Origin of the sequence: Bradyrhizobium campsiandrae (assembly GCF_014529705.1) — a bacterium.
GTDB classification, from domain to species: domain Bacteria; phylum Pseudomonadota; class Alphaproteobacteria; order Rhizobiales; family Xanthobacteraceae; genus Bradyrhizobium; species Bradyrhizobium campsiandrae.
On the sequence record NZ_JAANIH010000013.1, the window covers coordinates 56135 to 69487 of the forward strand.

The 13353-nt window shown below is 63.5% G+C and carries 12 protein-coding genes; 6 read left to right on the forward strand and 6 right to left on the reverse strand.

Translation table 11 applies throughout. The annotated features are described in order from the left end of the window. Window positions 1-113 precede the first annotated feature (113 nt). Window positions 114-1025, forward strand: a complete 912-nt coding sequence (locus G8O24_RS11985) for a LysR family transcriptional regulator (protein WP_188099420.1) — start codon at window positions 114-116, stop codon at window positions 1023-1025. A 3-nt stretch (window positions 1026-1028) separates the two neighbouring features. Here G8O24_RS11985 and G8O24_RS11990 read toward each other — a convergent pair whose 3' ends face one another. Next, the gene (locus G8O24_RS11990; protein ID WP_188099422.1) at window positions 1029-2030 is read right to left on the reverse strand and encodes a 2-hydroxyacid dehydrogenase; all 1002 of its coding nucleotides are present in this window, start codon (window positions 2028-2030) and stop codon (window positions 1029-1031) included. A gap of 316 nt (window positions 2031-2346) precedes the next feature. Here G8O24_RS11990 and G8O24_RS11995 point away from each other — a divergent pair, with 316 nt between their 5' ends. Beyond that, window positions 2347-2877, forward strand: a complete 531-nt coding sequence (locus tag G8O24_RS11995; RefSeq protein WP_188099424.1) for an SH3 domain-containing protein — start codon at window positions 2347-2349, stop codon at window positions 2875-2877. A gap of 46 nt (window positions 2878-2923) precedes the next feature. Here G8O24_RS11995 and irrA read toward each other — a convergent pair whose 3' ends face one another. Then, on the reverse strand, window positions 2924-3412 hold the full coding sequence (gene irrA, locus G8O24_RS12000) for an iron response transcriptional regulator IrrA (protein WP_188099426.1): 489 nt from the start codon (window positions 3410-3412) through the stop codon (window positions 2924-2926). A 376-nt stretch (window positions 3413-3788) separates the two neighbouring features. Between irrA and fabA the strand changes: the two genes are divergently transcribed. The 3 genes from fabA to fabI all read left to right on the forward strand — a co-directional run bounded on the left by fabA (window position 3789) and on the right by fabI (window position 6513). Continuing rightward, complete coding sequence (gene fabA / locus G8O24_RS12005; RefSeq protein ID WP_188099428.1) at window positions 3789-4310, forward strand: bifunctional 3-hydroxydecanoyl-ACP dehydratase/trans-2-decenoyl-ACP isomerase; 522 nt, start codon at window positions 3789-3791, stop codon at window positions 4308-4310. Between the two features lie 40 nt (window positions 4311-4350). Beyond that, window positions 4351-5574: a beta-ketoacyl-ACP synthase I gene (gene fabB, locus G8O24_RS12010; protein WP_188099429.1), complete on the forward strand. Its 1224-nt coding sequence runs from the start codon at window positions 4351-4353 to the stop codon at window positions 5572-5574. 138 nt (window positions 5575-5712) lie between these two features. After that, a complete protein-coding gene (gene fabI, locus G8O24_RS12015; protein WP_188099431.1) occupies window positions 5713-6513 on the forward strand; it encodes an enoyl-ACP reductase FabI in 801 nt (266 codons plus the stop codon). Window positions 6514-6589: 76 nt separating this feature from the next. Here fabI and G8O24_RS12020 read toward each other — a convergent pair whose 3' ends face one another. Next, window positions 6590-7054: a GNAT family N-acetyltransferase gene (locus tag G8O24_RS12020; protein ID WP_188099433.1), complete on the reverse strand. Its 465-nt coding sequence runs from the start codon at window positions 7052-7054 to the stop codon at window positions 6590-6592. Between the two features lie 6 nt (window positions 7055-7060). Then, window positions 7061-7984, reverse strand: a complete 924-nt coding sequence (locus tag G8O24_RS12025) for a hydrogen peroxide-inducible genes activator (RefSeq protein ID WP_188099434.1) — start codon at window positions 7982-7984, stop codon at window positions 7061-7063. 114 nt (window positions 7985-8098) lie between these two features. On the opposite strand from G8O24_RS12025, the gene katG reads away from it, so the two are divergent. Further along, window positions 8099-10264: a catalase/peroxidase HPI gene (katG, locus tag G8O24_RS12030; protein WP_188099436.1), complete on the forward strand. Its 2166-nt coding sequence runs from the start codon at window positions 8099-8101 to the stop codon at window positions 10262-10264. Between the two features lie 188 nt (window positions 10265-10452). Here katG and pnp read toward each other — a convergent pair whose 3' ends face one another. Beyond that, the gene (pnp, locus tag G8O24_RS12035) at window positions 10453-12615 is read right to left on the reverse strand and encodes a polyribonucleotide nucleotidyltransferase (protein WP_188099438.1); all 2163 of its coding nucleotides are present in this window, start codon (window positions 12613-12615) and stop codon (window positions 10453-10455) included. A gap of 467 nt (window positions 12616-13082) precedes the next feature. After that, on the reverse strand, window positions 13083-13352 hold the full coding sequence (gene rpsO / locus G8O24_RS12040) for a 30S ribosomal protein S15 (protein ID WP_028133641.1): 270 nt from the start codon (window positions 13350-13352) through the stop codon (window positions 13083-13085). Between the last annotated feature and the right edge of the window lies 1 nt (window position 13353).

Sequence of the window (13353 nt, forward strand, 5' to 3'; positions counted from 1 at the left end):
TGGCTCTCCTCGAAAGGCGGCGGATGGCGCCGCGTGACGAGGGCAGATATGCGATCTCAGGATTGCGCCGATAAGCTGGACAATTCGGAATAGCTTGTTCAGATTGGCGAACAATGACCCCTCCGGACCTGCGCGATCTCGACGCCTTCGTGGCGGTCGCCCGCACCCGCAATTTCCGCCGCGCCGCGGTCGAAATGCGCGTGTCGGTATCGGGCCTTAGCCAGCGGCTACGTGACCTGGAGGAACGCCTCGGCGTCCGCCTGATGAACCGCACCACCCGCAGCGTCGCGCTGACCGAGGCCGGCGAGTTGCTGCTGTCGCGGGTGGCGCCGGCCTTGCGGGACGTTGGCGACGCCTTGGATCAGGTCCGCGGCCTGCGCGAGGTCGCCTCGGGCCGTCTGCGCATCAACGCGCCGCCGCCGGCGGTCGATCTCGTACTGGCGCCGATGGTGGGGCCATTTCTGCAGGCCCATCCGCAGGTCGATCTCGACCTCGTCTCCGAGAGCGGCTTCGTCGACATCGTCGGCGCCGGCTTTGACGCCGGCGTGCGCTATGGCGAGCATCTCGCGCAGGACATGGTTGCGATCCCGCTCAGCGGCCCGCAGCATTATGTCATCGTCGCATCGCCTGACTATGTCGCGCGCCGTGGTCGGCCGAAACATCCGAAGGATCTGCTCGAGCATGATTGCATCCGCGCCCGCTATTCGAGCGGCGTCATGCATGATTGGGAGTTCGAGAAGCGCGGCCAGGTCGTGAAGGTCGATCCACCGGCAAAGCTGATCTCGACCAATATGGGCCTTGCCAAGCGTGCCGCGCTCGATGGCGTCGGCATCTGGGCCTCGATCGATGGCTATGTCGACGATGCCGTAAAGTCCGGCGCGCTGGTCAGCCTGATGGAAGATTGGTGCGAGCCGTTTCCGGGCCCTTTCCTGTATTATCCCAGCCGGCGCCAAGTGCCGCCCGCGCTGCGCGCCTTCATCGATTTCGTCGCAGATTGGCGCAAGCGTGCGATGCGCAGCAAATGAGCCTCATAGCATGCTGGGCAGCACGCGATCGGGCGGCTTGTGGGCATCGAGGAAGGTGCGGATGTTGATGATCACCTTCTCGCCCATCTCGACGCGGCCCTCGATGGTGGCCGAGCCCATATGCGGCATCAGTGTGACCTTGCCGGCCTTCGCCAGCCGAACCAGCTTCGGATTGACCGCCGGCTCGTGCTCGTAGACGTCGAGGCCGGCGCCGGCGATCTCGCCGCCTTCGATCAGCTTGATCAGCGTGTCTTCGTCGGTGACTTCACCGCGCGCGGTGTTGACGATATAGGCGTCCTTACGGATCAGCTTCAACCGACGCGCCGACAGCAGATGATAGGTCGCCGGCGTGTGCGGACAGTTCACCGAGATGATGTCCATCCGCGCCAGCATCTGGTCGAGGCTTTCCCAATAGGTCGCCCCTAACTCTTCGGCGATCTTGGGCGCGACGGGGCGGCGGTTGTGATAGTGAATCTGCAGGCCGAAGGCGCGGGCACGGCGCGCAACCGCCTGGCCGATGCGGCCCATGCCGACGATGCCGAGACGCTTGCCGCCGATGCGGTGGCCGAGCATCCAGGTCGGCGACCAGCCCGCCCAGGGTTTCCCTTCCGTCAGGATCGAGGCGCCTTCGATCATCCGGCGCGGCACGGCCAGGATCAGCGCCATGGTCATGTCGGCGGTGTCTTCGGTGAGGACCTTGGGCGTGTTGGTGACGGTGATGCCGCGGGCATGCGCGGCCTCGACGTCGATATTGTCGACGCCATTGCCGAAATTGGCGATCAGCTTCAGCTTGCAGTCCGGCTGGTTGACGACGTCGGCGCTGATGTGGTCGGTAACGGTCGGAACCAGGATGTCGGCGGTACGGGCGGCTTCGGCGATCTGCTCGGCCGACATCGGCGTGTCGTCGAGATTGATGCGTGCGTCGAACAGTTCGCGCATCCGGGTCTCGATCGAGTCCGGCAGCTTGCGCGTCACCACGACGAGGGGCTTTTTCTTCACCGACATGTCCTGCCCTCATGAGGCGTTGCAGGCCGCCTCTGTCGCCAGAGGCCGGCCGTTGAGGCCTCATTAACCCGGTTGTTCGACACTGGCTTTGCCGTGTCGTCCCCGGCGTTTCCTTCAAGCTTTCCCGAGATTTCCGGCCGGAAAATCGGGGCAAACTGGTTGTTCAAGCGTCCGTCCTCTCTAGCAGAAGGCCGGGCCAAGACAAGTTGGCTTCGGGAACATCCGCATGGGGCCGAGAGGGGATGATCCGGCAGGATTTTGGAATGTGGGGTGAGGACCGGGCTTTGAGTCCAGGTCTTCGACAGGAGACGGGTTGATGGCGTTGGGGCGTTTTTGTTCGGTGATGGCGCTCGTTTGCACCTGGTGGAGCGCTTCGGTCGGCCCCTCGCACTCGGCCAAGGACACCACCCCCCAGACCGCCAGCGGTCTTCCGGTGCCGCGCTATGTCAGCCTCAAATCGGATCATGTGAACGTGCGTGCCGGCCCGACCAAGGACAATGACGTGGCCTGGGTCTACACCCGCGCCGGGCTGCCGGTCGAAATCACCGCCGAGTTCGAGAATTGGCGCCGGGTGCGCGATTCCGAGGGCGCCGAGGGCTGGGTCTATCACTCGCTGCTGTCAGGCCGCCGCACTGCGGTGGTCACCATGAAGAACAAGGACGATCTCGCGCCGATCTATGACCGTGCCGATTCCGAGAGCGCGGTGGCGGCAAAACTCCAGGCCGGCGTCGTCACGACGGTGAAGAAGTGCACCACCAGTTGGTGCCACGTCACCGGCAACGGCTTTGACGGCTGGATCCAGCAGGAACGCCTCTGGGGTGTCTACGCCGACGAGCAGGTGAATTGACGCTCTTGTAGTCCCGGCCTTCGCCGGGACGACCAAAGAGAAAAAGTCAGCGCTTCTTGCGCAGCCGCACGACCATGTCGATGCGCGAGATCTCGTAACCCTCGGGCACCTCTGGCATCTTCGACAGCGCCAGATGCGGATCCTCGATGTCGACCAGCTCGTGGCTGTTCTCGAGATAGTAATGGTGGTGGGTGGTGACGTTGGTGTCGAAATAGGTCTTGGTGCCGTCGACACTGACCTGGCGCAGCAGGCCGGCATCGGTCAGCTGGTTCAGCGTGTTGTAGACAGTCGCGAGCGAGACCGGGACCTTGGCCAGGGTCGCTTCCTCGTAGAGCATTTCAGCCGTGAGGTGGCGCGCACCCTTGCCGAACAGCAGCCATCCCAGCGCCATGCGCTGGCGCGTCGGGCGCAGGCCGGCGGACTGGAGCATCTCGTTGACGTCGTGCCAGGGGCAGCCGGTCAGGGCCGGCTGGCGGCCGGACAGAAGAGCCGCATGGACGTCTTCGTCGTGACGGGGCGCGTTGTTCTCGCTCATTTCCAAAATTCGGGCACGCGTTGACACTATCTATCTGCAATATATGGACAGATAGATGCAGATGCAAGTTTCTCGCAACTAGAGTGGTTCTAATTAGCGAAGGAACTGGGCCACAAGCCCGTCATTTTACCTTCATGAGATCGCTTTGCCACCGAAAAGGCCTGTGTTAGAGAGCGCCCGGTTCCGCTTAGCCCGGTGTGGCGCGGCCGGGCATTGAGGCCAGGGTCGCAAGTCCATGCTGGCAAGTCCATGCTCGCAAGGGCTCTCGGCATTCGCGCCTGCTGGCGAAGAGCAAAAGGCGTTGCTTTCCGGACAAAAACGGAGCCCATTTTTGCCAGAAACGCCGCTCAATCGGGGTTAGAACAGAGGCTTCCGCATGCTTAACAGGCGCAATGGTTACGAATACGAAGATCTGCTGGCATGTGCCCGCGGCGAGATGTTCGGCCCGGGTAACGCCCAGTTGCCGCTGCCGCCGATGCTGATGTTCGACCGCATCACGGAAATTAACGACAATGGCGGCGAATTCGGCAAAGGGGTGGTGCGCGCCGAGCTCGACGTGAAGGCCGACCTCTGGTTCTTCGGCTGCCATTTCAAGAACGACCCCGTCATGCCCGGCTGCCTCGGCCTCGATGCGCTGTGGCAAATGGTCGGCTTCTACCTCGGCTGGGTCGGCGGCGAAGGTCGCGGCCGTGCGCTTGGCCTCAGCGAATTAAAGTTCAGCGGCCAGGTGCTGCCCGAAGCCCGCAAGGTTGTGTACAACGTCGACATGAAGCGCGTGATGCGTTCAAAGCTCGTGCTCGGCGTTGCCGATGGATGGCTTTCGGTCGATGACCAGATTATTTATCGCGCCAAGGACCTGAAGGTCGGTCTGTTCAAGCAGGGCACCAGCCTGGGCTAAGCGCATTAGCAAAGATGACAACGATTAGGGCGAGGCTGTCATGAGGCGGGTTGTGGTCACCGGGATGGGAATCGTCTCGTCGATCGGAAACAACACCCAGGAAGTGCTTGCGAGCCTTCACGAGGCGAAGTCGGGCATTTCGCGGGCGGAGAAATATGCCGAGCTCGGCTTCCGTTCGCAGGTGCAAGGTGCCCCGACGCTCGACCCTTCGACGGTGGTCGACCGGCGTGCGATGCGCTTCCTCGGTCAGGGTGCGGCGTGGAATCACGTCGCGATGGAGCAGGCGATCCTGGACTCCGGTCTGACGCCCGAGGAAGTCTCCAACATCCGCACCGGCATCATCATGGGCTCCGGCGGCCCGTCTGCCCGCACCATCGTCGAGTCCGCCGATATCACCCGCACCAAGGGGCCGAAGCGCGTCGGTCCGTTTGCAGTGCCGAAGGCGATGTCGTCCACAGCCTCGGCAACGCTTGCGACCTGGTTCAAGATCAAGGGCGTGAACTATTCGATCTCCTCGGCCTGCGCGACCTCGAACCATTGCGTCGGCAACGCCTATGAAACGATCCAGATCGGCAAGCAGGACGTCATCTTCGCCGGCGGCTGCGAGGAGCTCGACTGGTCGCTGTCGGTGCTGTTCGACGCCATGGGCGCGATGTCCTCGAAGTACAACGACACGCCCGCCACCGCCTCGCGCCCCTACGACGTCAACCGCGACGGTTTTGTCATCGCCGGCGGCGCTGGAGTCCTCGTCCTGGAAGAGCTCGAGCATGCCAGGGCGCGCGGCGCGCGTATCTACGGCGAGATCGTCGGCTATGGTGCGACCTCGGACGGCTACGACATGGTCGCGCCGTCGGGTGAAGGCGCCGAGCGCTGCATGCGCATGGCGATGTCGACCGTGAAGACCAAGGTCGACTACATCAACCCGCACGCGACCTCGACGCCCGCCGGCGATCCGCCGGAAATCGAAGCGCTTCGCAAGGTGTTCGGCACCGGCGAGAAGTGCCCCCCGATCTCGGCGACCAAGGCGCTGACCGGCCACTCGCTGGGCGCGACCGGCGTGCAGGAGGCGATCTACTCGCTGCTGATGATGAACAACGGCTTCATCTGCGAGAGCGCACACATCCAGGAGCTCGATCCTGTCTTCGCCGACATGCCGATCGTGCGCAAGCGCATCGACAACGTCAAGATCGGCACCGTGCTGTCGAACTCGTTCGGCTTCGGCGGCACCAACGCCACGCTGGTGTTCAGCCGGATGGACGTGTGACGGCATCGTTGACGCACCGGTAGTTTGTCGTCATGGCCGGGCTCGTCCCGGCCATCCACGTCTTTGGTACTGGCTGCGGAAGAACGTGGATGCTCGGGACAAGCCCGGGCATGACAGAGAGCGGAGAGTGATTGCGAGATGGAAGGTCTAATGAAGGGCAAGCGCGGTCTGATCATGGGCATCGCCAATGATCATTCGATCGCCTGGGGCATGGCGAGGACGCTGCATGCCCACGGGGCCGAGCTTGCCTTCACCTTCCAGGGCGAAGCCCTCGGCAAACGCGTCAAGCCGCTTGCGGAATCGCTCGGCGTTGAATTGGTGCTGCCTTGTGACGTCGAGGACATCACAAGCGTCGATGCCACCTTCGACGTGCTGCGTGAGAAATGGGGCAAGCTCGACTTCGTCATCCACGCGATCGGCTTTGCCGACAAGAGCGAGCTGAAAGGCCGCTACGCCGACACCAGTCGCGAGAACTTTTCGCGCACCATGGTGATCTCCTGCTTCTCGTTCACGGAGGTCGCCAAGCGTGCCGCCGAGCTGATGACGGAGGGCGGCAGCATGATCACGCTGACCTTCGGCGCCTCGGAGCGGTCGATGCCGAACTACAACGTGATGGGCGTCGCCAAGGCGGCGCTGGAAGCTTCCGTGCGCTATCTCGCGTCCGATTTCGGACCGCGCGGCATCCGCGTCAACGCGATCTCCGCGGGTCCCATCCGCACGCTCGCCGGCTCCGGCATCGGCGAAGCGCGTGCGATGTTCGCGTTCATGCAGAAGCATTCGCCGCTGCGCCGCGGCGTCACGCTCGACGAACTCGGCGGCTCGGCGCTGTATCTCTTGTCCGATCTCTCCGGCGGCGTGACCGGCGAAATCCATTATGTCGATTCCGGTTACAACATCGTGCTGATGCCGCGGCCGGATGATCTGAAGGAAGTGGACTAACAAGCCGCGATTGTCGACGCGCCTGAACAGCGGGGGCGCTGCATGCAATGCGCGATATGCGCATTCAAGGCTGCGCCTACACGCGAGTGTCTGCTCTTTTCCACCGGTAGCATTTCATCGTGAAACCCGTGACCGGCGATATCTCTTCCTTCTCGAACACAAAGCCTTCGCGCTCGTACCAGCGCCAGGCCTTTTCGTTCTCGCGGACGCAGCGCAGATGGATCTCGTCAGGCATGTGCGTTCGTGTGAAGGCGAGCAGCTTCCGCCCAAGCGATTGTCCCTGGTAGGCGGGCCCGACGAACAGCATGTCGAGATAGAGCTTTGGCAGATGCAGTGCCAGCATCGCGGCGATCGTGCCGACGTCGTCGGCGACGAACAGCGTCCAGCCGTCCTCGATCTCGCGCCTGACGCGTGCACGCAGATTGGCCAGCAGGAAGTCGCTGGCTTCGGCCAGACCCGTCGAAACCCAGCTCTCCATCCAGACGCGGCCGATCTCATCATATTCGTCGGTGCGGGCGGGGCGGATGATGGGATCTGACATCACGGCTCAAGCCTTGCTGCGCGCGGGCGGCCGTGCGCGGACCTTGCCCGCCGAGAGACACACCACCTCGGAGATCTGCAGCAGCTGGCGCGCCAGCGGGCTGGTCTTGCGCCAGACCATGCCGATGGTGCGCGAGGGCTCGGGGTCGCGGAAGCGTGACAGCGAGACGGAAGCCGATCGCGTCTCCACCGACACCGCCATTTCCGGAATCAGGGTGACACCGATGCCGGCGCTGACCATCTGGACCAGCGTCGACAGCGAATTCGCATCCAGCATCTCGCGCGGTGGCGCCGACTGCATGTTGCAGAACGACAGCGCCTGGTCACGGAAACAATGTCCTTCCTCGAGCAGCAACAGCCGCATCTCGCGCATCATCTCGCGCGACGGCACAGGCGTGCCGGCATCCGTGCCCGGTCGCACCAGCAGGAATTTCTCCTCGAACAGGGCAACCTCGGTGAGCGAGGGTTCGGACACCGGAAGCGCGACAATGGCGGTGTCGAGCCGGCCTTCGACCAGCTCCTGGATCAGTCGCGGCGTCATCGTCTCGCGCACGCGGATGTCGAGCTCCGGGTGCATGCGGGTCAGATTCTTGGTGATCTTGGGCAACAGATACGGCGCGATCGTCGGGATCATGCCGATGCGCAGCCGCCCCGCGAAGCGATCCTGCGAGGCCCGGGCGAAGTCGCCGAGCTCATCGACCGAGCGCAGGATGTCGCGGACGCGCTGGGCGAGCTCCTCGCCAAACCGGGTCAATGCGACCTGCCGGGCGCTGCGCTCCAGCAGCAGACCGCCCAGCGCTTCCTCCAGCTCCTTGATCTGCATCGACAGGGCCGGCTGCGAGATGGAACAGGCTTCCGCGGCGCGGCCGAAATGACCATGGCGGGCCAACGCGTCGAAATACCGCAGCTGGCGCAGCGTCACGTTGATCATCAGAAAATCCTATCGCAGCGATCATTAAAGTCAACTTCCCCTGATCGAAGGGGGCGCTTAGAATGCTTCGACCTGGTCAATGGCGCTGATGCGGCGCCACCAGAGGAGGTATTCATGGACGACAATTCGAAGTGCCCGTTTTCGGGCGGCAAACGCGTGCCAGCGAACCGCGACTGGTGGCCGACCAATCTCAGCATCGACATGCTGCACAAGAATTCCGACCTGTCCGATCCGATGGGCGAGGACTTCGACTACGCCAAGGAATTCAAGACGCTCGACCTGAACGCGGTCGTCAAGGACCTGACCGCCCTGATGACGGATTCGCAGGAATGGTGGCCTGCCGATTTCGGTCACTATGGCGGCCTCATGATCCGCATGGCTTGGCACAGCGCGGGCACCTACCGCACCACCGACGGTCGCGGCGGCGCCGGTGCCGGTCAGCAGCGTTTCGCTCCGCTCAACTCCTGGCCTGATAACGCCAACCTCGACAAGGCGCGCCGGCTGCTCTGGCCGATCAAGCAGAAATACGGCCGCAAGATTTCCTGGGCCGATCTGATGGTGCTCGCCGGCAACGTCGCGCTGGAGTCGATGGGCTTCAAGACGTTCGGCTTCGCCGGCGGTCGTGCCGACGTCTGGGAGCCGGAGGAGCTCTATTGGGGTCCGGAAGGCACCTGGCTCGGCGACGAGCGCTATAGCGGCGAGCGCCAGCTCGCTGAACCGCTCGGCGCGGTGCAGATGGGCCTCATCTACGTCAATCCGGAAGGCCCGAACGGCAAGCCGGATCCGGTCGCCGCGGCCAAGGACATCCGCGAGACCTTCTTCCGCATGGCGATGAACGACGAGGAAACCGTCGCGCTGATCGCCGGCGGCCACACCTTCGGCAAGACCCATGGCGCCGGCGATCCGTCGCTGGTCGGTCCGGAGCCGGAAGCGGGCGCGCTGGAAGACCAGGGCCTCGGCTGGAAGAGCAAGCACGCCTCAGGCCTCGCCGGTGATTCCATCACCAGCGGTCTGGAAGTGACCTGGACCACCACGCCAACGAAGTGGAGCAACAACTTCTTCGAGAACCTGTTCAAGTACGAATGGGAGCTGACCAAGAGCCCCGGTGGTGCGAACCAGTGGGTGGCCAAGGGTGCCGACGCGATCATTCCCGATCCGTTCGACAAATCGAAGAAGCATCGGCCGACGATGCTGACGACCGACCTCTCGCTGCGCTTCGATCCGGCCTATGAGAAGATCTCGCGTCGCTTCCTCGAAAACCCCGATCAGTTCGCGGATGCCTTCGCCCGCGCCTGGTTCAAGCTCACCCATCGCGACATGGGCCCGATCCAGCGTTATCTCGGCCCGCTGGTGCCGAAGGAAACGTTGATCTGGCAGGATCCGATTCCGGCCGTGAACCACGAGCTGGTCAGCGATCAGGATATCGCGTCGCTGAAGACCAAGATCCTGGGTTCGGGCCTCACGGTATCCGAGCTGGTCTCGACCGCCTGGGCGTCGGCCTCGACCTTCCGCGGCTCGGACAAGCGCGGCGGTGCCAACGGCGCGCGCATTCGCTTGGCTCCGCAGAAGGACTGGGAAGTGAACGAGCCGGCTCAGCTCTCCAAGGTGCTCGGCAAGCTCGAAGCGATCCAAAAGGACTTCAACGCGTCTGCTGGCGCCAAGAAGGTCTCGATCGCCGACCTGATCGTGCTCGGCGGCACTGCTGCGGTCGAGAAGGCTGCCAAGGATGCCGGCGTCGACGTCAAGGTCGGCTTCACGCCGGGCCGCATGGATGCTTCGCAAGAGCAGACCGATGCCGCCTCCTTCGCGCCGCTCGAGCCCCGGGCCGATGGCTTCCGCAACTATGTCGGCAAGAGGCATCAGTTCCTGCGGGAGGAAGAAGCGCTGGTCGATCGCGCGCAGCTTCTCAGGCTCACGGGTCCCGAACTGACGGTGCTCGTCGGCGGTCTCCGCGTGCTCGGCGCCAATGCGAATGGCTCGAAGAAGGGTGTCTTCACCGCCAAGGTGGGCACGCTCTCCAACGACTATTTCGTCAACCTGCTCGACATGAGCACGGCCTGGACGCCGGCTGCCGACGGCTCCTACGAAGGCCGCGACCGCAAGACCAACGCGGTGAAGTGGACCGCTGCTCGCGCCGATCTGATCTTCGGCTCGCACTCGCAGCTCCGCGCCTTCGCCGAGGTCTATGCGACCTCGGATTCCAAGGAGAAGTTCGTGAAGGACTTTGCCAAGGCCTGGACCAAGGTGATGAACCTCGACCGCTACGACATCGCGGCGTGAGTTGCTGCACCTCTCCCGCTTGCTTGCGGGAGAGGTGACTTTTGTAGCCCGGATGGAGCGCAGCGCAATCCGGGACGCCGGTCCCGCATTCCGCTTCGCTTCATGCGGGCTACGGACTGGTCAACTAAGCGACACAAACAAAAAGGGCGGCCTTTCGGCCGCCCTTTCGTTTTGCTGGTGCGGAGCGATTACTCGCCGGCCGCTTCGCGCGGGGCCTTCTCGCCCTCGCCGCCCTTGTCCTTGCCTTCGAGGTCTTCGCCGGTGGTCTGATCGACGACCTTCATCGACAGGCGGGTCTTGCCGCGGTCGTCGAAGCCGAGCAGCTTGACCTTGACCTTGTCGCCTTCCTTGACGACGTCGGAAGTCTTCTGCACGCGGTTGGCCGCGAGCTGGCTGATGTGGACGAGGCCGTCCTTCGAGCCGAAGAAGTTCACGAAGGCGCCGAACTCCATCACCTTGACGACGGTGCCGTCATAGATCTGGCCGACTTCCGGATCGGATGCGATCGACTTGATCCACTTGATCGCGGCCTTCATCGCCTCGCCGTCGCTGGATGCGACCTTCACGGTGCCGTCGTCCTCGATGTTGACCTTGGCGCCGGTCTTCTCGACGATCTCGCGGATCACCTTGCCGCCGGTGCCGATCACTTCGCGGATCTTGTCGGTGGCGATCTTGAAGGTCTCGATGCGCGGCGCGTATTCGCCGAGCTCGGCGCGGGCGTTGGTGAGCGCCTTGGCCATCTCGCCGAGGATGTGGATGCGGCCATCCTTGGCCTGGGCGAGCGCCACCTTCATGATCTCTTCGGTGATGCCCTCGATCTTGATGTCCATCTGGAGCGAGGTGATGCCCGCTTCGGTACCGGCGACCTTGAAGTCCATGTCGCCGAGATGGTCCTCGTCACCGAGGATGTCGGAGAGAACCGCGAAGCGCTTGTCTTCGAGGATCAGGCCCATCGCGATGCCCGCGGTCGGGCGCTTCAACGGCACGCCGGCGTCCATCAGCGCGAGCGAGGCGCCGCAGACCGAAGCCATCGACGAGGAGCCGTTGGATTCGGTGATCTCCGAGACCACGCGCACGGTGTAGGGGAACTCGTGATGCGGCGGCAGCACCGGGTGGATCGCGCGCCAGGCGAGCTTGCCGTGGCCGATCTCGCGGCGCTTGGTGCCGCCGAGGCGACCGGTCTCACCGACCGAGTAGGGCGGGAAGTTGTAGTGCAGCAGGAACGTCTCCTTGTACGTTCCCGACAGCGCGTCGATGTACTGCTCGTCCTCGCCGGTGCCGAGCGTGGTCACGACCATCGCCTGGGTCTCGCCGCGGGTGAACAGCGCCGAGCCGTGGGCGCGCGGCAGCACGCCGACTTCGGCGATGATGTTGCGCACGGTCTTTGAGTCACGGCCGTCGATGCGCTTGCCGGTGTCGAGGATGTTCCAGCGAACGATCTTCGCCTCGAGCTCCTTGAACACGGCGCTGATGCGCAGCTTGTCGTATTTCGGCTCCTGCCCTTCGGGGAAGTAGTGGGCGATCACCTTTTCCTTGACCTTGCCGACGGCGGCGTAGCGGTCCTGCTTGACCGGAATGGCGTAGGCGGCGCGCAGCTCCTGCTCGACGAGGCCGAGCATTTCCTTCTCGAGCGCGGCGTTGTCGATCACGGTGACTTCGCGCGGCTCCTTGGCGGCCTTCTCGGCGAGCTCGATGATCGCGTTGATCACAGGCTGGAAGTGGCGGTGACCGAACATCACGGCGCCGAGCATGATGTCTTCGTTCAGCTCCTTGGCTTCCGATTCCACCATCAGCACGGCGTCGGCGGTGCCGGCGACGACGAGGTCGAGCTGGGTGTCGACCATCTCGTCGAGCGTCGGATTGAGGATGAACTCGTCATTGGCGAAGCCGACGCGGGCGGCGCCGATCGGGCCCTTGAAGGGCGCGCCGGAGAGCGTCAACGCAGCCGAGGAGGCCACCAGCGCGACGATGTCGGGGTCGTTCTCCATATCGTGCGAGAGCACGGTGGCGATCACCTGGGTTTCGTTGCGCCAGCCGTCGACGAACAGCGGACGGATCGGACGGTCGATCAGGCGGGAGACCAGCGTCTCCTTCTCGGTCGGACGACCCTCGCGCTTGAAATAGCCGCCGGGAATGCGGCCGGCTGCGTAGGTCTTTTCCTGGTAGTCGACAGTCAGCGGCAGGAAGTCGACGCCTTCACGCGGCGCCTTCGCCGCGACGACGGTGGCGAGCACCACGGTCTCGCCATAGGTGGCGATGACGGCGCCGTCGGCCTGGCGGGCGATCTTGCCGGTTTCGAGCTTGAGAGGGCGTCCGCCCCAGTCGATCTCGACTGAATGCTTATTGAACATAGAGGTCTTCTTTCATGGGTTCTCGAAAGAAGGGACGGCTCAGAAAAACAAAAACCATGTCAAGATTGCAGGACGCTGATCGGAGCGGGCGATCAGCGTCCTGCGATCCTGCCATGGTTTTTGGATGTCGGATGGCGTCCATCCTTTCGGGTCATACGGGCACCTTGCCCGTTGCGCCCAGCCGCCGGATTGCTGCTGGACTGTCAGTCGGCACGTTCACGAACACCGAACCTTTGGTCTTCGCGCCTCATGCCCCCGGATGCGAAGCATCGCCCGAGCATGATCCGGAAAAGTGCGAAACCGCTTTCCGAAAAGATCATGCTCAAACAAAAATCCAGAGTGCGACTGTTGTCGCGCTTTGGGCCCGCACCGGACGTACGCGTGAGCCTCGATCAAAAACCCTAAAATAAGCGCTTTCGCTCGAAACCACGCGCAAAAACGCGCGCCGGTGGCGCGCGCAAGAACTCTTAACGACGAATGTTGTGCTTCTCGAGCAGCGCCTTGTACCGCGCCTCGTCCTTCTTCTTGAGATAGTCGAGGAGCGAGCGGCGGGTCGAGACCAGCTTCAAGAGGCCACGACGCGAATGGTTGTCCTTCACGTGGGTCTTGAAATGGCTGGTGAGGTTGTTGATGCGTTCCGACAGGATCGCGACCTGGACCTCTGGCGAGCCGGTGTCGCCGGCCTTGGTGGCATTCGTCTTGATGACTTCCGCTTTGCGTTCTGCGGCAATCGACATC

What these genes read in the sequence shown, in the direction of transcription:
- G8O24_RS11985 (WP_188099420.1), top strand. Translation starts at nt 114, where the DNA reads ATGACCCCTCCGGACCTGCGCGATCTCGACGCCTTCGTGGCGGTCGCC.
- G8O24_RS11990 (WP_188099422.1), bottom strand. Translation starts at nt 2,030, where the DNA reads ATGTCGGTGAAGAAAAAGCCCCTCGTCGTGGTGACGCGCAAGCTGCCG.
- G8O24_RS11995 (WP_188099424.1), top strand. Translation starts at nt 2,347, where the DNA reads ATGGCGTTGGGGCGTTTTTGTTCGGTGATGGCGCTCGTTTGCACCTGG.
- irrA (WP_188099426.1), bottom strand. Translation starts at nt 3,412, where the DNA reads ATGAGCGAGAACAACGCGCCCCGTCACGACGAAGACGTCCATGCGGCT.
- fabA (WP_188099428.1), top strand. Translation starts at nt 3,789, where the DNA reads ATGCTTAACAGGCGCAATGGTTACGAATACGAAGATCTGCTGGCATGT.
- fabB (WP_188099429.1), top strand. Translation starts at nt 4,351, where the DNA reads ATGAGGCGGGTTGTGGTCACCGGGATGGGAATCGTCTCGTCGATCGGA.
- fabI (WP_188099431.1), top strand. Translation starts at nt 5,713, where the DNA reads ATGGAAGGTCTAATGAAGGGCAAGCGCGGTCTGATCATGGGCATCGCC.
- G8O24_RS12020 (WP_188099433.1), bottom strand. Translation starts at nt 7,054, where the DNA reads ATGTCAGATCCCATCATCCGCCCCGCCCGCACCGACGAATATGATGAG.
- G8O24_RS12025 (WP_188099434.1), bottom strand. Translation starts at nt 7,984, where the DNA reads ATGATCAACGTGACGCTGCGCCAGCTGCGGTATTTCGACGCGTTGGCC.
- katG (WP_188099436.1), top strand. Translation starts at nt 8,099, where the DNA reads ATGGACGACAATTCGAAGTGCCCGTTTTCGGGCGGCAAACGCGTGCCA.
- pnp (WP_188099438.1), bottom strand. Translation starts at nt 12,615, where the DNA reads ATGTTCAATAAGCATTCAGTCGAGATCGACTGGGGCGGACGCCCTCTC.
- rpsO (WP_028133641.1), bottom strand. Translation starts at nt 13,352, where the DNA reads ATGTCGATTGCCGCAGAACGCAAAGCGGAAGTCATCAAGACGAATGCC.